This is a genomic window from Chloracidobacterium sp., assembly GCA_015075585.1.
GTDB lineage: Bacteria > Acidobacteriota > Blastocatellia > Pyrinomonadales > Pyrinomonadaceae > OLB17.
In genome coordinates, this window is the sequence record JABTUB010000002.1 from 780,672 (window position 1) to 799,594 (window position 18,923).

General features: G+C 55.4%; 15 protein-coding genes and 1 tRNA gene. 10 read left to right on the forward strand and 6 right to left on the reverse strand.

Features of this window, described 5'->3' with window-relative positions:
* The first annotated feature begins 44 nt into the window (after positions 1-44).
* Positions 45-206, forward strand: a complete 162-nt coding sequence (locus HS105_12570) for a DNA cytosine methyltransferase (protein MBE7517419.1) — start codon at positions 45-47, stop codon at positions 204-206.
* Positions 207-453: 247 nt separating this feature from the next.
* Positions 454-879, forward strand: coding sequence for an IS200/IS605 family transposase (tnpA, locus tag HS105_12575; protein MBE7517420.1), 426 nt, complete (start codon positions 454-456; stop codon positions 877-879).
* Between the two features lie 204 nt (positions 880-1,083).
* Here the strand turns inward: tnpA and HS105_12580 are convergent, their stop codons facing one another.
* From HS105_12580 to HS105_12600, 5 genes are all read right to left on the reverse strand, one after another.
* On the reverse strand, positions 1,084-1,443 hold the full coding sequence (locus tag HS105_12580) for a DUF5615 family PIN-like protein (GenBank protein ID MBE7517421.1): 360 nt from the start codon (positions 1,441-1,443) through the stop codon (positions 1,084-1,086).
* Complete coding sequence (locus tag HS105_12585) at positions 1,440-1,679, reverse strand: DUF433 domain-containing protein (GenBank protein ID MBE7517422.1); 240 nt, start codon at positions 1,677-1,679, stop codon at positions 1,440-1,442. Before HS105_12585 ends, HS105_12580 begins: the two co-directional genes overlap by 4 nt.
* Before the next feature lie 37 nt (positions 1,680-1,716).
* On the reverse strand, positions 1,717-3,387 hold the full coding sequence (locus HS105_12590) for a glutamate--tRNA ligase (protein MBE7517423.1): 1,671 nt from the start codon (positions 3,385-3,387) through the stop codon (positions 1,717-1,719).
* 44 nt (positions 3,388-3,431) lie between these two features.
* Positions 3,432-4,052 carry a DUF421 domain-containing protein gene (locus HS105_12595; protein ID MBE7517424.1) on the reverse strand — a complete coding sequence of 207 codons (621 nt, stop codon included), beginning with the start codon at positions 4,050-4,052 and terminating at the stop codon, positions 3,432-3,434.
* A 124-nt stretch (positions 4,053-4,176) separates the two neighbouring features.
* Positions 4,177-4,267 (reverse strand) — tRNA-Ser (locus HS105_12600).
* A gap of 156 nt (positions 4,268-4,423) precedes the next feature.
* Between HS105_12600 and HS105_12605 the strand changes: the two genes are divergently transcribed.
* The gene (locus HS105_12605) at positions 4,424-6,175 is read left to right on the forward strand and encodes a TonB-dependent receptor (GenBank protein ID MBE7517425.1); all 1,752 of its coding nucleotides are present in this window, start codon (positions 4,424-4,426) and stop codon (positions 6,173-6,175) included.
* 246 nt (positions 6,176-6,421) lie between these two features.
* Positions 6,422-9,373, forward strand: coding sequence for a PAS domain S-box protein (locus HS105_12610; GenBank protein ID MBE7517426.1), 2,952 nt, complete (start codon positions 6,422-6,424; stop codon positions 9,371-9,373).
* Here HS105_12610 and HS105_12615 read toward each other — a convergent pair.
* Complete coding sequence (locus tag HS105_12615; protein MBE7517427.1) at positions 9,370-10,629, reverse strand: MFS transporter; 1,260 nt, start codon at positions 10,627-10,629, stop codon at positions 9,370-9,372. The genes HS105_12610 and HS105_12615 overlap by 4 nt on opposite strands.
* Before the next feature lie 173 nt (positions 10,630-10,802).
* Here HS105_12615 and HS105_12620 point away from each other — a divergent pair, with 173 nt between their 5' ends.
* The 6 genes from HS105_12620 (at position 10,803) to HS105_12645 (ending at position 18,912) form a co-directional block, all read left to right on the forward strand.
* Positions 10,803-12,590, forward strand: a complete 1,788-nt coding sequence (locus tag HS105_12620) for a M61 family metallopeptidase (GenBank protein ID MBE7517428.1) — start codon at positions 10,803-10,805, stop codon at positions 12,588-12,590.
* Positions 12,577-13,863 (forward strand): hypothetical protein, encoded by a 1,287-nt coding sequence (locus HS105_12625; GenBank protein MBE7517429.1) that lies wholly within the window; start codon positions 12,577-12,579, stop codon positions 13,861-13,863. Before HS105_12620 ends, HS105_12625 begins: the two co-directional genes overlap by 14 nt.
* A gap of 258 nt (positions 13,864-14,121) precedes the next feature.
* Positions 14,122-15,405, forward strand: coding sequence for a UDP-N-acetylglucosamine 1-carboxyvinyltransferase (gene murA / locus HS105_12630; protein MBE7517430.1), 1,284 nt, complete (start codon positions 14,122-14,124; stop codon positions 15,403-15,405).
* Between the two features lie 55 nt (positions 15,406-15,460).
* Positions 15,461-15,811, forward strand: coding sequence for a histidine triad nucleotide-binding protein (locus HS105_12635; GenBank protein ID MBE7517431.1), 351 nt, complete (start codon positions 15,461-15,463; stop codon positions 15,809-15,811).
* Between the two features lie 6 nt (positions 15,812-15,817).
* Entirely contained in the window at positions 15,818-16,699 is an 882-nt protein-coding gene (locus HS105_12640; protein MBE7517432.1) for a tetratricopeptide repeat protein, read from the forward strand.
* An 89-nt stretch (positions 16,700-16,788) separates the two neighbouring features.
* Positions 16,789-18,912: a sigma 54-interacting transcriptional regulator gene (locus HS105_12645; GenBank protein ID MBE7517433.1), complete on the forward strand. Its 2,124-nt coding sequence runs from the start codon at positions 16,789-16,791 to the stop codon at positions 18,910-18,912.
* Positions 18,913-18,923 lie beyond the last annotated feature (11 nt).

Consider the following 18,923-nt stretch of genomic DNA (forward strand, 5'->3'; position numbering starts at 1 on the left):
TGCGGGTTTAAGGTAATATCTATTCAACTGCGTTCTTTATGGCAATGAGCGTTCGACCTACTGCGATCGACCTATTTTCGGGCTGCGGAGGGCTGTCTTACGGGATGGGCCGCGCAGGTTTTGATGTCGTTTCGGGCATCGACCACGACAGTGATGCGCTTCGATCATTTATCATAAATCATCCTGATTGTACTCAGAAAGATTGATTCGTCATCGGCATTCGACCTTCTTTCAGGAGCTTTTCGTAAAGTACGAATCGAAAAACATTCATATGCCGAGAAAGATATCAATAGGAACGGATTTTCTGAAATTTCATAACGATAATATCTTTCTTGGCAGTTAGTTTTCGTAAGTCTTGTCCCGAAGGGCAAATAGCCACGTGCTTCAGCACGTGGTTTAATAGCGACAAATTAAAAAGGGCGTTTTAACGTCCTTTGATCAGCTTTAGCAAGAATGTCAGACGCTGTTTACTCCGAGATAAATTTCCATATCACGTGGCATACAAAATCAAGTCTGCCGATGATAGCGGAGCATATAGAAAACAAGCTTTACCAATTTCTGACACACAAAATCCTCGAAACGCCCGAAGCGAGGCTTCACGCGATCGGAGGGATAAACACGCACATTCATATTGGGGTCAGTTTGCAGCCAAATATTCTCGTTTCAGACTGGGTCGGCAAACTCAAAGGATCGAGTGCTTATTACATCAATCACGAAGTCCAGCCAAAAGCTTTGCAATGGCAACGAGGCTACGGCATTGTCACTTTTGGCACAAAGGACCTCAAATGGGTGATCGATTACATAAATGATCAGAAGGAGCATCACCGCGTCGGAACAATTCACGGGAGGCTTGAACGATATTTCGACGATGCAGGCTAAAGCATCGAAAGGACGTTAAAACGCCCTTTCATTGAATTTCCGCACCTTTTCCACGTGCTAAAGCACATGGCTATTTGCCCTTCGGGAAGCAATCAAACATCGCGGGAAATTCGGATAAGGGCATCGATCTTACGCAGCGTTGCTTCGCAGGTCTGTGATCTTACGGACGAGGCTGTGATATTGAGGAACGCGCGTATTGATGAGCTAGTTCTCGCCCCGGATCCTCACTCTGTTTTCATCAACGAGCCAGAGTGTGTGCACCACTTTCTCACGAGCGAAGATCGCGAGCGTTTTTTGAACTGCGGATAGAACGTGAGGCTTATCTTGTCGATCGAGCCGAAAAACAATAAGACCAAAATGGTCTTGCGGAGGATAAGTGCGAATATCAGCGAAATCAATGTCCAGCGTCATCAAGATGCGTTCCTCAGCATCGCAAACATCCAGTATGCGCCGATCTGATCCTCCCGCCAGACCCTGCTCATAGACGGTCATGGCATCGTGGCCATGATCACGGAGCAATTCCGCGACTTCGACGGGCATATTCTCATCGATCTTAAATTTCACGCCGCTATCGGTTCCGAAATATACACGATCCTTTCCCTTGCGAGCTCAGCGGCGTAGGAAACCGCGGCGTGGATATCTTCGGCGGTTATGGATGGATAGCTTTTTAGTATCTGATCAGTAGGCGTATCGACGGCGAGATTATCGAGAATCACTGAAACCGGAACGCGCGTACCCTTGATACACGCTTTTCCGTGGCATACGTTCGGGTCGGTCGTTATACGGTCTCTCCAGTCCATCACTTGCTGATTGTATCACGACTTAGGAATTTACATATTAAGTTCGATCGGGCCACGCGAGGCGGCTTTTGAGGCGGCAGGTTGTTCTTGTCAGCCCGATGGTCTCAAAGACGGCGAGCATTGACGGGCCGACGGAGACGCCGGTTAGCAGGGTGCGGGCGCCGTTCATAATGACACCGAGCTTTGTGCCCTTTTCTTCGGCGAATGTTTTGACGACACACTCGATATTAACTTCGGAGAATGCGTTGACCTTCATGCACGAAATGCCGCCGCCCGCATCGCCGTTTCCGAATACTGAGTCGAAGCGATCTGCCAGCTCGGGCATCCACTCACGAAGCTCGGGAAATTTTTCGAGGTTCTTGGCAACGGCGGCAGGGTCAAAATCGTAATCTTCGCTAAAGTACGCGCGGCCCTGGGCTGAGAAATCTTTTAGTGTGAAGAATCTCGCTCGGATCAGATCGACCGTGTGGACGTACCAATCATATGTGCCGTAAACGGGCAAGCCGATGGTGAGCGACTCAGGGCGGTCGCCGATCTCGGTCGAGCTTTCGAACGATTGAGCTTCGGTCGATGGAATCGCGGCGGTCAACGCCCGGCCGTCCGGCTCGTACTCCTCACGCCAGAGCTTTGCCGCGCGGAGTTCGTCTCTTACGAGCGGCAGCAGATCACTTAGCGGCATCGTGCGTATGTATTCGGCGTTCATCCAGATGGCCTTATCATCGGTCCAACGCTTCGGGTCGCTCTCATTGAAATTAAAGACCGCGTTCGAGCGGTGTATGCCATCGAGCGAGAATTTAGCGATCAGTTCATCCATCGAATAGATGTCGCGTTCTTCGCCGGCCGACCAGCCGAGCAGTGCGAGGAAATTGCGGAATGCGGCGGCGACAAAGCCTCTGTCGCGATACGTGGTCATCGAAACGACCTCGCCGTGCTTGCGTTTTGAGAGCTTGCCTTTGTTCGGCGCCATTATCAGCGGCAAGTGTGCGAATTTTGGCGGTTCGACGCCGAGTGCCTGATAGATAAGAAGCTGCTTATGCGTGTTCGTAAGGTGATCTTGGCCGCGTATGACATCGGTTATGCCCATTTCGATGTCATCGCAAACAACCGCAAGGTTGTAGAGCGGATGGCCGTCGCTGCGAAGAAGAACGAGGTCTTCGGTCTCGGCGTAGTCGCGTTCCTGCAGGCCGTAAACCGCATCCTCGAAAGACGTCGCGCTGACGCCATCGCCGGCGACATCAGGCACCTTCAACCTGATGGCGAACGGTTCGCCCGCCGCCGCACGTGCGTCTGATTCCTCAGGCGCAAGATCGCGATACGGATTGTCGCGGAAGTTCTTTTCGCCGCCCTGTGCGCGGGCGCGTTCCTTTATGGCTTCCTTGACGTTTGCGTCGTTCGGTTCGGCCTTCGGCGTAAAGTCGCGATAAGCCTTGCCGTCGGCAAGCAGTTTCATTGCGGCGGCTCGGTGCTTTTCGACATTGTCGGACTGAAAGACGGTCGTTTCGTCCGGTTTTAGGCCGAGCCATGAGAGGCCCTCGAGGATCGAGCGGGTCGATTCTTCGGTCGATCGTGCGAGGTCGGTGTCCTCGATGCGCAAAAGGAATTTGCCGCCGGTGTGGCGCGCATACAAATAGTTAAAAAGTGCGGTGCGCGCCGAGCCGATGTGGAGGTAGCCGGTCGGCGACGGTGCAAATCTGACACGTACGGACATAAAGAGTAACCTTGCCTGATCCTAATAGCATATTGCTTGCCGGGTCAGGTCTTTTGCAATTGTTTAGTAAGCTCGGCGAGCTGTGTCGAAAGGTCGCCGATCTTCCGGAGCACTTCGCGTTTGAACCGAGCATCGCGGATCTCGTGCTTGGCGTCAACGAGGAAATTCCCGTTAGGGTCGAGCACCAGCTTTTCGATATCAGCAGCGCCCTCGAGGCCGTGCTGATGCGCGATAACCTCGAGATCACGCTGCGAGATCAATTCGCGTTTACGCTCCGGCTCATTTACTTTACCATTTTCGATGATCTTTAGCGGAAGGCCTTCGGTAAGCATTTCAACCTTCTGGAACGAAAAATTCAGGCGCGAGACGACATAATTGGCGACAAGCAGTGCCGCCGCACCGATCAGCCCGCCGATGAGCGAATTATCCGGGCCGATTATCGCGTTCTGCACAGTGTTCGAGAGTGAGAGAATGACGACAAGGTCGAAAGGGTTCAGTTGAGCCAACTCGCGGCGGCCGAAGACACGCAGCATCACGATAAGTGCGGCGTAAACGATCATCGGCCGGACGATCTTCTCGGGCAGATTTACGGTCGGGTCAAGCGTGAAAAGATTCGGCAGCCAACCTGCGGCGTCTATAAAAGCAGGAAAGGTCTCGATGAACATGGTTGGGTCGTTACCTCCGAAAAGCAATAAAAGCGCAGCAAAGAGTGTATGCCCAACAAAGCGAAAGTTAAACCCAAAAAGCAAAAGCTGCCCGCCGCAACCGGCTGACAGCTTTCCCGACAAATGGCGGAGACGACAGGATTCGAACCTGTGAAGGGCGTTTAACCCTTAACGATTTAGCAAACCGCCGCTTTCAGCCGCTCAGCCACGTCTCCGCATGAACGCCAAAAGACAATTCTCAATTCTAGCGGCAAGGCAAACTTTGTCAAGCCATATCTCATCTAATGCCAATACAAAGGTATGCAACATAATGCTTGACACTATTGCATTTTGCGAACAAAATACGTAGTTTGCAGTACCTTGGCTGTTAAATGGCTTCTTTGGGCAACATAAGATACGCAGCGGCCGCCTTTTTTGCGGCAATGCTTATGGCGCTCGGTTTTACACTTCCGGCACATGCGGAAGCATCTGCGGCCGCATCCCCATCGGGCCTCGGTATCATCAAGGGCGTTGTTCGTGATGAGGCGGGCGATCCGATCGCCGGTGCAACGGTCGCGATCTTCAAGCTCGGCACCTCAACGCTGCTCAAGCAGGTCAATTCAGCGGCGAACGGAAGCTTTCTCACGCGCATAGCAGCCGGCAGATATACCGTCTTGGCCGTTGCCGAGGGCTTCAACCCGGAGAGCCTCCGTGAAGTTACCGTAAACAGATCGGCGGAATTGAACTTCGGCTTTAATCTTGTTCGCGCCGGTGCCGGCAACACTTTGCCGGAAAAGCGGGTCGATCGGAACAGCTCTAAATGGCGCGTTCGTGCGGCCCAAGTGCAAAGGGCTATCTACCAAAATCAGCAGGGCAGGCTGCCCATCGACACCGCAGCGCCGAACGATGAGCAAACGGCGGCAGAGCAGGACGACGCCGATGACGATGAAGGTACCGGCCGCAAGCCCGGCGTAAGATCCGTTGTCGAAACAAATTTTACGACCGGCCGCCACGGTGCCTTCCCTACAGTAAATTTTGCCTCGGTCATACCTTTAGCAAAACGTACTGAGGTCGTGTTTCTTGCCCAAACATCGCCGTCAACGCTCAGTTCGCAGCGTTTCGAGACAGTGGTAAACTTCCGGCCGAACGACACGCACCGGATACGCATCTCGGCTGCGGCAACAAAACTAGGTCGAACTCCGCACTCGTCAATTGAAAAAACGCTTGGGCAGGCATCGATTCAGGCACTTGATGAATGGCGTGTCCGTGAAGGCCTCGTTCTCGTTTACGGCGTTGATTATTCGAAATTCTTGGGGGCGGGCAGCGACGCCTCACTAAGCCCGCGGCTTGGTTTGCAGTTCGACATCGATCCGCGAACGAGGTTCACCGCGGCCTACGCCTCGCCGACCGAGCAGCCTACGTGGTCGCAGGTGATCGAGAGCGAGAGCGGAGGCGCACAGTTCCGCGAGCCTTTATTTGTCGAGGACCTTGCCGTAGTCAATTCAAAGCCGCAGATGAACAAGAGCCGCAGGCTCGAGTTCGGTATCGAACGTGTTCTGGACAACAGTTCGTCGATCGAAACCGGCGTATTTTATGATACGACCGCCGGGCGCGGTGTCGGGCTGACAAATCTACCGTTCGATGTGATGGGCGGCGATGAGTTCGGCGAGTTCGTTGCCGAGCAGCACGGCAAGGCACGCGGCGTCCGCGTTTTTTATAATCGCCGTATCAGCGGCGTGTTCAGTGCCGGTGCGGGCTACTCGTTCGGCGAGGGCCAGATGCTTGCTGTCGATCCGGAAGATCCGGCTAACGTATTCGACCGCTCGCTGTTCCAATCCTTCTTTGCAAAATTGAGTGCGGATATGGACAGCGGCACAAGCGTCCAGACAGTATTCCGACTTTCGCCTAAAGCGACCGTTTTCGCCATTGACCCGTTTATGGGACGCCTTGCGATCTACGATCCCGGCCTCAGCGTGATGGTTACGCAGCGTTTGCCGAACTTCGGCCTTCCGTTCCGTGCACAGGCGATGGTCGATGCAAGGAATGTGCTTGGCTTCTCAAGCGGTGTCTCAAGCGAAGAAGGCACGCTCAGGCTCGCCTCGTCAGGCCGTGTACTCCGCGGCGGCATTCTCGTAAGATTCTAATTGGTTGGCCGGGTCAGTGCAGATCGGGACGGTGTTGGCCGCCGAAGCATGCATTTGCGCGTTTGTCCGAAATATTGGATTATCGAGCAAAAAACTGTATTACGGCCGAGCGGCCCTTACACTGAAATGCCCGAAAAACCGCTGTAAATGCGATGGATGCGTGCACAGCGGAGCTGTCTGTGATAACACGAAGGTTGGAACGTATTTTGCGTTGTAAAACAGTTTAGGCCGTGGCGGCCGTGACAGATGAAAGGAAAGCTGTTCACAAGCTGGAGTTTGGGGTGGCTGCTTGCCGCGATCTTGCTCGTCGCAGGCGGCTCGCTGAACATGCTCCAACGGGGCTTTCAAAAGCTTCCTCCGACGGATGGTGTTCTTTGGGTTCAAAGGGCCGACGGCATCTATGCCGAGAAGGTTCTGAAGGGTTTTGCAGGCGACAGAGCGGGCATTTCGGTCGGCGACCGCCTGATCGGTATCGGCATCGGAACGGATACCACGGACGAAATAACCGCACCGTCGGACGTGCAGATGTATCTGGACAGCGCGGGCGTTGACGGCAGCCTCACATACTTCTACCAAAAGACCTCATACAGTTTTACCGACAATTACTATTTCGCTGACCTGCGGCACATCGATCCTGTTCCGCGTTGGACACCGTCGATCATCTTTTTGTCGCTCGTCGGGGTCATCTGGCTTGCGGTCGGTATATTCGTACTTTTCAAGCAGGGCGGCCACTCGCCGTTCGTCATACACTTTGCCGCGATCTGCCTCGCAGCATTCGTCTTTCACGTTTACAAGCCGCTCGGCATCGGCCAGGATTTCGACCTTGCAGTGTCGCTTATCGACGACCTTGCGTTCGCTCTTTTTGTCCCGCTTTTTGTCCACTTCTGCATGCGTTATCCGGTCCGCAGCACGATATTTGACAGAAAGCGTTGGAAGACCGTAGCTCTCTATGTGCCGGCGGCTGTGATATGGCTGTCGATAGCGGGGCTGGTGCTGATACCGCAGATCTCGACCGGCAGCGGGGCTGCCGAGGCGATCGCCCGTTTTGATAATACATATAACGCTCTCGGCATCCTGTACACGGCGCTGCTTTATCACTTCGTTGCAGGCATTTCGGTCGGAGCGGCTTTCTTGATCTGGCGTTTCTTCAAGAATCGGCAGGCGATAGTCCGGCAGCGCCTGAAGTGGGCAATGTGGGGCACGGTCGCGGCGCTCGTGCCGGTCGTTCTGTTCCAGACAGCGAAGCTCGCCGGTATCGACATTCCGAATGACAGTTGGAGCGCGGCTCTTACGACGCTGCCGCTCGCGCTCATACCGCTCAGTTTTGGCCACTCGGTAGTTCGCTACAGGTTGATGGATGTCGATATCGTCGTTCGCCGTGCTCTGGTTTACGCATTGACTACGCTGGCGATCGCGATGATGATCGGTGCCGTTGCATTAGGCCTTGTCTTCATCGTTGTCGGCAAAGACCTCTCATCGACCGAGATCACGCTGCGGGCATTGATCGCCGTAATTGCGATGGCCGCCATCGTGCTTATAAGCGAGCCGCTCAAGAAATTCCTGCAGGAACGTGCCGACCGCTTCTTTTACGGCGAGCGTTACGATCTGCGGCAGGGCCTGCTCGACTTCGGCAAGACGCTGTCAGCAACAACGGCGCTCGACCCGCTGATGAACGCCCTCATCGAGCGTCTGCGGCAGGTGCTTGATGTTGAAAAGGTCGCCATCTTCGTCGAGGACGAGCATGAACGCGAGCACTATCGCCTTGCAAAAGCCGAGGGTTTGGATGAGACGTACCGCATTCCCGCCGATTTCCGGACGATGATCCGTCTGAAGGCAAGGGGCAAGGGCATCGTGCGTGCTGACGAGATCGACTCGGCGGACGACCCGGCGGCCGGCAACGGTTCGCAGGTACGCCAAGAACTGCATTACTTCGTCCCGTGCCTTGCCCGCGGCAAGATGGTAGCCGTCATCGGCCTCGGGCGTGCAAGCGACGGTTCGCTGCTCTCATCCGAGGATCTTGAGATCCTGCGTACGGTCTCGGGCTACGTCGCCGTAGCGATCGAGAACAGCAGGCTTTACCAAGAGCAGCAGCAGCATACCGAACAGCTTGCCGTACTCAAGGAATTCAATGAATCCATAGTCGAATCGGTAAACGTCGGCCTTCTCGCGGTCGATGAAGAAGGGCGTGTAACAAGCTGCAACTCGCCGTTCGAGGTGATAACGGGACGCCTGCGAGAGGATATCGTCGGCCGCCTTGTCGAAGAGATATTTGACGAGAATTTCGCCCTCTCGCTCGATGCTATACTCGGCAAGGGCCGCTGGCACCTGACCGAGATCCGCAATGCCTATAAGCTCCACACGGTCAATGCGTCGGGCAATCCGCTGATATTGAACGTCGCCGTTGCTCCGCTGCGTTCGACCGGAAATCAGCATACAGGTGCGATCATCGTCCTCGAGGACGTGTCAGCCCGCGTCAAGCTCGAAGAGACGCTTCAGCAGAGCGAAAAACTCTCAAGCATCGGCCTGCTTGCCGCCGGTGTCGCACACGAAGTAAATACACCTCTGACGGGCGTTTCATCGTACACGCAAATGCTGATCGGAATGATACCCGAGACCGATCCTAAACATGCGCTTCTGCAAAAGATGCAGCGGCAGACCGACCGCGCCTCGAACATCGTCGGCAACCTGCTCAACTTCTCGCGTACAGGCAACTCCACCGATTTCGAAGAGCTGGACCTTAACAAACTTCTGAACGACACGCTGCAGCTTCTTGAACCGCAGCTTCGAAAGTCAAATGTCTCGATCGTCAAGGAATACGCCGAAGGGCTGCCGGCGGTAAGCGGCAACGCGGGCAAACTGCAGCAGGTTTTCACAAATCTTGTGATGAACGCACGCGATGCGATGTTCAGCGGCGGTACGATCACACTGCGTACACGCCTTGCCGAGAATGATGTGCTTCAGGTTCACGTCATCGACACCGGCGAAGGCATACCTGCCGAGAATCTTACAAAGATCTTCGATCCCTTCTTTACGACAAAGGGTGTCGGCAACGGCACCGGCCTCGGGCTTGCCGTTACATATGGCATTGTGCAGGAACACGGCGGCTCGATCGAGGCGCAGAGCGACGGCACATCCGGCACTACATTCATACTCACCTTCCCGGTGTCGATGCTTTCACGCCGCCGAGCGGTCAGCTAATTACGGCCGCGTTTATCCTCTCTTGATACCCAATAATGAACGGCTATCAACAATGCAGCCAGCATAACTGCCGCCGCCGTCCAGTACGTCCGCCGGATCGTACTGTCATCCACTTGGCCGACCGCGTTATCGAGCAAAAGACCGCAGACGAACGGGCCTATCACACGCGCAAGGCTTGCTCCCGATTGAAGTATCCCGAGCGCCTGGCCTTGCTCGGTTTCGCCGACGACCTTTGACGCAAGGCTTGTTATCGACGGGTTGGCGATCGAGTTGCCGACCGTGATCATTCCCAAGACAACAAGAAGTGCGGTCAGCCCACCCGAGCCTGCACCGACAAACGGTGTCGCGAAAAGGCTTGCGACAAGGATAGCGCTGCCGGCCATGATGAGCCTCGCCTCGCCGAATTTGTTTGCCAGCATCCCGAAGATGCCGCCTTGGATCACTACGCCGAGGACGCCGACGAAACCGAGCAGATAACCTGTCCTTTCGGCATCGTACTCGAACTTGAACAGCGTAAAATAGGCGAACGATGTCGTCATTATCGAGAACGCCGTAACGAGCAGGAAGTATTCGCCCATTATGGTCGCGAACTTCTTGTCGCCGACCGCTCGTAAAATGGCCTTTAGCCGGCCCTTCTTTCGTTCGTGATGCGAGGATGCGTGCTTCGGCTCAGGCAGTATGAAGTAGAGAACAACGGCATTTATAAGGCTTAGAGCGGCTGCAAAATAAAAAGGGAACGCTATGCCGAATTTACTCAGAACGCCTGCAAGAGCAGGCCCGAGAATGAAACCGAGGCCGAACGCCATACCGAATAGGCCCATTCCGCGTGCACGGTTCTCGACGGTCGTAACATCGGCAACATAAGCTTGTGCGGTCGAGAGGTTGCCGCCCATTATACCGGCGAGTATCCGGCCGAGATAGAGCATCCAGAGGCCGCTTGCCAGTCCCAGAATCAAGTAACCGGCGGCCGAGCCTAAGATCGTGATGAAAAGGACGGGGCGGCGGCCAAAGCGATCGCTCAGGTTGCCCCAGATCGGAGCAAAGATGAACTGCATCAGCGAGTACGAAGCCATCAGAATACCGACATCGAACGGTGTTGCACGGAATTCTTCGGCGTAGAACGTCAGCAGCGGGATCACGATGCCAAAGCCGATAAGGTCAATGGTTACCGTGACGAAGATGATAAGCAGCGGCGGGGTCAGGAACCGCTCGTCGGCCCCTTGTCCGCCAATTTTGGGTGAGTCAGTGTCGCTCATAGGGCCAAATCGGGTAAGTGAGGATGACACCGCAAACGTCTCGTTCTATAGTAAGTGTCAAGGAAATTACCTTAACATCTCGCCGGAGAAACCTAAAAGCAATGCATAGAAAAGTAAGTCGGACAGCTATAATATTCATCTTCGCGGCCATAATTTTTGGAATGTATCAGGAAATGCCGGCACAGAAGAAAAAGTCGAAGAAGGCACCTGCCGCAAAGCAGGTGAAGCCCGCGGCGCCCGAGATCTCATATACGGTCTCGATGTCAAAGCCCGCAACGCACCTGCTTGAGGTCGAGATGCACGTCAAGTGGCAGTCGATGCCGGCGCAGATCGAGCTTAAAATGCCTGTTTGGACGCCCGGAAGCTATCTCATACGCGAATACGCACGCCACGTACAGGAATTTGGCGCCGCAGGCGCGAGCGGCTCAAAGCTTAACTGGCGAAAGGTCAACAAGAATACATGGCAGATCGATACCGGCGGGGCGAGCGAGATAACGGCTCGCTACAAGGTTTATGCGAACGAACTGACCGTTCGTACGAACGAACTCAACAGCGACCACGCATTTTGGAACAATGGCGCGACGCTGATGTTCGTCAAGGGCGGTCTGCGTGTGCCGTCAACCGTGGCGGTCAAGCCGTTCGGATCGTGGAAGGTCGCAACGGGACTGCCGCCGGTTGCAGGTGCGGAAAACACGTTCCGCGCCTCGGACTACGACGTGCTTTATGATTCGCCGTTCGAAGTAAGCGACTTTCGCGAGGTGAACTTCACTGTCGAGGGCAAGCCTCACCGCGTCGTCTTCAGCGGCGACGGCAACTACGACATGAAGCAGACGGCTGCCGACATCACAAAGATCGTTGAGCAGGCATACAAGATATTCGGCGAGCTGCCGTACGATGATTACACGTTCATTGTGAACCTTCGCGGCGGCGGCGGCCTCGAACATCTGAACTCGACCGCATTGCAGACAAATCGCTTCGCCTTTAAGCCTGCCGCTCGTTATAAGGGCTTTCTCGGGCTTGTGGCACACGAGTATTTCCATTGCTTTAACGTAAAACGGATACGTCCTGATGTGCTCGGGCCGTTCGATTACGAGAACGAGAATTACACAACGCTGCTCTGGATGGCCGAGGGCGGCACGGAGTATTACTCGAACCTCCTGCTTGTGCGCGCGGGCCTTATCACCGACAAAGAATATCTCGCACAGATAAGCAGTGCCATACAGCAGCTCCAGAATCGGCCGGGCCGCTTTGAGACGAGCCTAGAGCAGGCGAGCTTTGATGCGTGGATAAAATACTATCGGCAGGACGAGAATTCAATTAACAATCAGGTGTCGTACTACGATAAAGGCGAGCTTATTACGATGATGCTCGACCTTGCGATACGCGAAGCCTCAGATGGAGCGAAGTCGCTGGATGATGTAATGCGTTATTTGTACGCCGAATTTTATAAGAAGGGCAAGAACTATTCCCGTGCGGACCTTCAGAAGATCGCCGAGACGATGGCCGGCAAGAGCCTTGATGACTTTTTCACGAAATATGTCGGCGGTACGGAGGATGTCGATTGGCAGTCATTCTTCGGGCCGCTCGGCCTCACGGTCAATGTTACTCTCCCGAATACCGGTAAAGCGTACATCGGTGCCGATATGGCGGAGGAAGGCGGCAGACTGACGATCAGGTCGATACCCGCGGGAACGCCGGCTTATGACCAAGGGCTGAATACCGGCGACCAGATAGTGGCCGTTGACGGTTATCGCGCGAGCCAAGCCTTTCTGCAGAGCTATGTCGCCGAGCGAAAGCCCGGCGATAAGGTGCGGTTCACCATCTTTCGTTTCGACGTTATGCGGGATATGGAGTTCACGCTCGGCAGCAACGATCGCCGCGAATACTCGATCCAGAAGGTTGCGGCGCCGGTCGATGCACAGCGGCGGCTCTATAAACAATACTTGAATGCTGAGTTTTAGTAACACCCGCCGGCGTGCGGCGTCTGCGATCATTGCGGCTTCGTCATTGCTGGCCGCATGCGGCGGCGGCGAGCATAACAGCAACGTCACCGTTGTCGCAAGCCTGGCTGTGCTTCCGTCCGTACGGCTTAACTACCGTTACGAGCCGGACGTTCCGGGGCCGACGCTTCCGGAAGCCGCGGCCGAGGAACGCAATGCCGCAGTGCAGACTGATTTTGACGAGCATCGGCCGCACGAGCAGCTTGACCGCACGATCACATCGCCGGACAAGAAGAATGTGCTTGCCGTTTACCGCAATGTTACCGACCTTTCGTCAGAGTATCGGCTCGACATCTATTCGCCCGACGGTAAGCTGCTTCGGAAAGTTACGCCGGATGCGATGGCGGCACATTTTCCCGATACGATCGTCTGGTCACCGGACTCGTCATCTGTCGCTTTCGTCGCAATGCTGCGTGCACTGACACCGCTGCCCGCAGCGACGCCTTCCCCCGCGGCATCCGTGCCGGCCGGCGAAACTGCGGACCCGAACGCTAACGCCGCACCCGAAACGACGCCCGCAGCAGCAGCGCCGACACCCGCAGCACCTGCGAATGTACTGACATTCCGCACGGAGCAGATCTATATTTGCAATGCCGACGGCAGCGGCCTAAAACCGCTTACGCAGAACGACGGGCTGATCTATTTCTATTATGTTTGGTCGCCAGACAGCGCGATGCTTGCGGCATTGGCACTTACCGCGCGTGAATGGCGTTACCTCGAGGTACTCGCAGACCAAAAGGGAGCGATGATGATACCCGTCGGACGCCCGCGTGTGATCGAAAAGAACGGCCGCGAACGCCGCCTCGATGATAACTTGTCGGCTGTACATCCGGTTTGGTCGCCTGACAGCTCAAAGGTCGCAGAGGCATTCGATACGCAGGTGCGCATATATGATGCGACCGGCACCAATCCTACGCAGGCAGCGATTCCGCTCAAGAATCAGCTTTTGCTCTCATCGCAGGCATACGACCGGCAGCAGCAGCGAATGGCCGCGAACGGTGCTGAGAACACAAATTCCGTTGATGCCGAAACACAGCCGCAGGCAACGCTGCCTGACGAGAAGCTGCTTGTCTCGTACAATCCTATCGTCGAGATCGCGTGGCCGAATGACGATCTTATTTACCTAAAGACCGCATACCTGAAGCGTATGAAGAATGAGGCTGAAAATGTTACGAGCTTTGTCCGCTGGCACCGTCTTGTGCTTTCCGCACAAGCAGAAACGCCTGTAAGATAAGCTAACCGGACGATCGATACGCTGAGGCGGGTAAATTGAGAACCGGACGGAAGGAGGGCTCCGGCCGGTTCTCGAACTTCAGCCAAAATTCACAGCTTCACAGACACTCTTCGGCCGAAGCAATGTTGTGATGGCACCGCTCTTTGCATCGTTGCAAAGAAATTCTTGCCTGTTTACATCGTGCAGTGCCGCCAACCGCTTGCCGAAGTGCGGCTGCGTTATGATAAGATTTCGTTCTCGTATCTATTCGGGCTTCTTATGGACAAGTTTTTGATCAAGGGCGGAAAGCCGCTGCACGGACGTATCGAGATCAGCGGCGCCAAGAACTCGGCTTTGCCCTGCCTTGCCGCAGCTCTGCTGACCGCCGAGACGGTAACTCTGCACAATGTGCCGTATGTAAAGGACCTCATCACGCAGCGCCGTCTGCTCGAGGACCTCGGGGCGACCGTTCTGACGCCGGAACTGCGTACACATAAAGTGAACGCCTCTAATGTACAGGTATTTGAAGCTTCGTACGAGCTTGTAAAGACGATGCGTGCGAGCGTATTGGCTTTGGGGCCGCTGCTTGCGCGCTTCGGGCGAGCAAAGGTGAGCCTGCCCGGCGGCTGTGCCATCGGAACGCGGCCGATCGACCTGCATCTTAGGGCATTTGAGCAGTTGGGAGCAGAGGTCTCGCTCGAGTCAGGCGATGTTGTCGCAACGGCACCCAAAGGCAGGCTTAAAGGCGCCGTTGTCGATTTTGAGAAAGTTACGGTAACCGGCACTGAGAATGTGATGATGGCGGCTTCGCTCGCCGACGGGCGAACGGTTATTAAGAACGCCGCTCAGGAGCCTGAGATAGACGACCTCGCCGAACTTCTGAACAAGATGGGTGCACGCATAAAAGGTGCCGGAACATCGGAGATCGTTATCGAAGGTGTCGAAGCCCTCGGCGGTGCACAGCACACGATCATTCCCGACCGCATCGAGACGGGAACGTTCATCGTCGCGGCGGCGATCACCGGCGGCGAGCTTGAGATAAAAGGCTGCCGTCCGGAGCATTTGACCGCAGTTATCGAAAAGCTGCGTGAGGCCGGCGTCGATATCGACGAGTTGAATCAAAGCACACTTCGCGTAAAATGCGGCACGGGCGGCCTCTCGGCACGCGATGTTACGACAGAGCCGCATCCGCTTTTCCCGACCGATATGCAGGCACAGTATATGGCGTTGATGACGCAGGCCGAAGGCACTTCGCACATTACTGAGACCATATTTGAGAACCGGTTCATGCACGTTTCAGAGCTTGTAAGAATGGGCGCGAATATACACGTGAACGGAAATACAGCGGTCGTAACCGGAAGGACGCCGCTTATGGGCGCAAAGATCATAGCATCCGATCTGCGGGCATCGGCATCCCTCGTGCTGGCGGCGTTGTGTGCCGAGGGCGAGACCCTTATCGACCGCGTTTATCACATCGACCGCGGCTACGAGACGATTGTGCGGAAGCTCCGCTCCTTGGGTGCCGACATCGAGCGATTGGCGTCATCGAGCGCATCTGCGTAGGTATGTGAACGGGCGGCGTTTCACGCGGCTTTCTCAATTTGATATCCTTGGGTGAATGACCGATACGAACTGTATCTTCTGTAAGATCGTCAGCGGCGAGATACCCGGCCCGAGGGTATTTGAGGATGACATATGCGTTGCGTTCAATGATATCGAGCCGCAGGCACCGACGCATATCTTGATCGTGCCGCGCGAGCATCTCGCAAGCCTCGATAAGGCGGCCGAAGAGCACGCATCCGTGCTCGGGCATCTGTTGTTGACCGCTGCTGATATCGCACGGTCAAAGGGCTTTTCTGAGCCGGGCTACCGCATCGTGATAAATACGAATGTCGATGGCGGCCAGACCGTTTTTCATCTCCATATTCACTTGCTCGCAGGGCGGCCGTTCGTCTTCCCTCCGGGCTAAATCGATATGATCCGGACAGCAGCACTCTTACTTTTCATCGTTTCTCTGTGTACCGGCGGCGCGTGCCGCAAGGCTGTTTCGAACAGCGCGTCCGAAGCGAACGCTGACGCCGCCGCGATCTCACCCTTTGCTGACATTACCGACCCGAATGCTGCGTTGGCCGAGGGCGACCGCCTTTTCGATACGAATGAAACGGAGCAGGCGATAGAGGCCTACAAACGTGCGGTCGAGCTTAATCCCGACCTTGCCGATGCCTATTTTAAGCTGGGTGTCGCGTACGGCCTGCTTGAGAAGCAGGCACTGCGCAGCGGTACAAGCGAGGTCGTACCCGGCGAGATGAAAGGCAACAAACTCGTAAAGACAGAGTCGGACAAAATGTTCGAAAAGGCAGCGGCTGCCTATAAAAAGCTCGTTGCCGCCTCGCCCGATGATGCGGCGGCGTACTTCAATCTCGGCCGTGCGTACAACAAACTCAACAAGGATGAAGAGGCTGAGGACGCGCTTGAGAAAGCCGTAAAGCTGAACCCGGAAGATACCGAATATCAGACCGAGCTTGGTGCGATCCGCATCAAGCTGGCAAAATATCATCAGGCGATCGGCCCTTTGAAGAAAGCACTTGAACTTGACGCCGAGAATGTCGAGGCTGAAGAATTGCTTGAGGATGCTGAGGCGGGCGCCCGCCGCATAGATTACTCGCCGCCGGAAGCTAACGCCGCAAAGAAGGCGAACGCGAATGCCAATGTAGCTGATGCGGATCCCGAGTCAGGCCCTGCGACAGCCACGAATACAGCGCCAAAGCCGCCCGCCAATAACAAGAAGCCGGAAACGAGGCCTGAAACCAAACCTCCGACGAAACCGACACCAAAGCCTGTGTCAACACGACATTAGGTGTCCCGAAACAACACATCTGTTTACTGTAATGTGTCAACTTGACATCTTTGCGCCAAAATCGCACATTTCGTGTATAGGGAATTGCGATGACTTCAGAACTGTCGGCATCAAGTGAGCTCTCGCCCGAGAGGCGTGCAAAGATGAATGAGGCACGCGACGGGATCATCTTTCGCCTCGCACGCGACCTGCCGACCGAGATCAATCTTGAACGCTACCTTAATGTCGTCGTATCCGAGATCGGCCGTATGTTCGAGGCCGACAGGTGCGACCTGCTTCAGCTTGTGCCCGACAGCGAACTGTTCATCAGCCATGAGTGGCGCCGCGACGAACGCGTTCCGAAGAGTCAAGGCACCAAAATTCCTTTCGATGCCTCATCGCTGTCAGAACGTTTTGACCTTGCAAAGCCCGTTCGGATAAATGACACATCTGAGCTGAAGGATGCAACGCTCAAGTTCTTTACAAAGGCGCTTGAGACACGGTCGCTGCTGATAATACCGATAATCCTTCGAGGCGAACCGCTCGGCATGCTCGGGCTTCACGACACGCATGGCCCGCGCGTTTGGCTTGATGAAGAAGTTGCTTTCCTCGAGTCTATCGCCCAGCAGCTTGCTATCGGCTATCAGTACACGCGGATATATGTTACGCAGCAGACCGAGACGCGGCGGACTACCGCGCTGCTCGAGATAGCCAATGTTCTGAATTCACACTCAGATGTCAAACAAGCGTCGGCAGGCGTATTGGAGCGGGCCGTTAGCCTTGTCGGTGCTGACTACGGCGCGCTCGGCGTACTTGACCAAACAGGCAGACGCATATCGCTTGCTTCGTTTCGTGCGGCCGAGGGCATAAAGCTGGGCAAACTGCTGAAGATAATCGAGCAGCACAACAGATCGCTGGATATAGACTCGTTCGCGGCTCTCGGCGACTTGCTTCGCGACGGTAAGACGCTGCGGCTGACCGATTCTGAACTGCCGTTCGGGATACGCCTGTTCTTTAACCATCAGCTTAGGGCAAGGGCCGCACTCGTAACGCCTGTTCAGGTTGCGGGGAAAGCATTCGGGCTTTTGGGCTTTGTCTGGAGCAGGCAGAGCGAATTCGCCGACGAAGATCTGGCACTTGTGCAGGGGATCGCCGACCAGATCGGTACCGCACTCGAACGCGACCAACTGTCGGCCGAGGTGATGCGGCTTAAGAGCGAGCTTCACCAGCGAAGCGAGATCATCGGGCAGGCTCCGGCGATTCGGCGTGCGGTCGAGCTTGGGCTTAACGTCGCCGACACCGATACGACCGTGCTCGTAACGGGTGCTTCCGGAACGGGCAAAGAACTGATCGCCAATCTTCTGCATTACAATTCGCCGCGTCGTGACAAACCATTTATCAAGATAAATTGCGGTGCGATACCGGAGACGCTGCTTGAAAGCGAGCTTTTCGGCCACGAGAAAGGGGCGTTCACCGATGCTCATACGCAGCGTATCGGCCGCTTTGAAGAGGCGGACGGCGGCACACTCTTCCTTGATGAGGTCGGCGAGATGTCGCCGCAGGCACAGGTCGGGCTGCTCCGCGTGCTGCAGGACGGTGAATTGACGCGGATCGCGGGCAAGAAAGTGATAAAGACGGATGTTCGCGTTATAGCCGCAACCAATGTCGATCTCGAAGTGGCGATCAACGCGGGCACGTTTCGCAAAGACCTTTATTACAGGCTGTCGGTTTTCCCTATCGCACTGCCGCTGCTTCGCGAAAGGGCTGAGGACATACCTCTGCTTGTTTTCCACTTCCTTGAGAATTACAAGGAGAAAACAGGCCGCTACGTGTCGGGCATTGCGGATGATGCGATGCGTGCACTCGTCAATTACGAATGGCCCGGCAATGTGCGTGAACTCGAGAATGCGATCGAGCGGGCGGTGATCATCGCTTCGGGGCGGCAGATCGAATTGAACGATCTCCCGGATGCGATCGCACGCGAGGCTTGGGGCGGCGACGCCTATGTAACACATGAACGGATACGCGCATTGGGCGAGGGACGCGGCCTCGGGCTTGAGATCGAGCTGCCCGCGACCATTGACGAGATAGAACGCAAGGTGATCGAAGCGACGCTCGAATACACCGACGGCGACAAGTCGCAGGCCGCACGCCTGCTCAACATCGGCCGCAAGACCCTTTACCGCAAGCTCGATCAATACGAGGATACTCAAAAGGCCGCATCGAACGGCTGACAGGCGGCACA

Excerpts from the sequence above, each read along its gene's own strand:
- HS105_12570 (MBE7517419.1), top strand. The coding sequence starts at position 45 with ATGAGCGTTCGACCTACTGCGATCGACCTATTTTCGGGCTGCGGAGGG.
- tnpA (MBE7517420.1), top strand. The coding sequence starts at position 454 with ATGTCAGACGCTGTTTACTCCGAGATAAATTTCCATATCACGTGGCAT.
- HS105_12585 (MBE7517422.1), bottom strand. The coding sequence starts at position 1,679 with ATGGACTGGAGAGACCGTATAACGACCGACCCGAACGTATGCCACGGA.
- HS105_12590 (MBE7517423.1), bottom strand. The coding sequence starts at position 3,387 with ATGTCCGTACGTGTCAGATTTGCACCGTCGCCGACCGGCTACCTCCAC.
- HS105_12595 (MBE7517424.1), bottom strand. The coding sequence starts at position 4,052 with ATGTTCATCGAGACCTTTCCTGCTTTTATAGACGCCGCAGGTTGGCTG.
- HS105_12605 (MBE7517425.1), top strand. The coding sequence starts at position 4,424 with ATGGCTTCTTTGGGCAACATAAGATACGCAGCGGCCGCCTTTTTTGCG.
- HS105_12610 (MBE7517426.1), top strand. The coding sequence starts at position 6,422 with ATGAAAGGAAAGCTGTTCACAAGCTGGAGTTTGGGGTGGCTGCTTGCC.
- HS105_12615 (MBE7517427.1), bottom strand. The coding sequence starts at position 10,629 with ATGAGCGACACTGACTCACCCAAAATTGGCGGACAAGGGGCCGACGAG.
- HS105_12620 (MBE7517428.1), top strand. The coding sequence starts at position 10,803 with ATGCCGGCACAGAAGAAAAAGTCGAAGAAGGCACCTGCCGCAAAGCAG.
- HS105_12625 (MBE7517429.1), top strand. The coding sequence starts at position 12,577 with ATGCTGAGTTTTAGTAACACCCGCCGGCGTGCGGCGTCTGCGATCATT.
- murA (MBE7517430.1), top strand. The coding sequence starts at position 14,122 with ATGGACAAGTTTTTGATCAAGGGCGGAAAGCCGCTGCACGGACGTATC.
- HS105_12635 (MBE7517431.1), top strand. The coding sequence starts at position 15,461 with ATGACCGATACGAACTGTATCTTCTGTAAGATCGTCAGCGGCGAGATA.
- HS105_12640 (MBE7517432.1), top strand. The coding sequence starts at position 15,818 with ATGATCCGGACAGCAGCACTCTTACTTTTCATCGTTTCTCTGTGTACC.
- HS105_12645 (MBE7517433.1), top strand. The coding sequence starts at position 16,789 with ATGACTTCAGAACTGTCGGCATCAAGTGAGCTCTCGCCCGAGAGGCGT.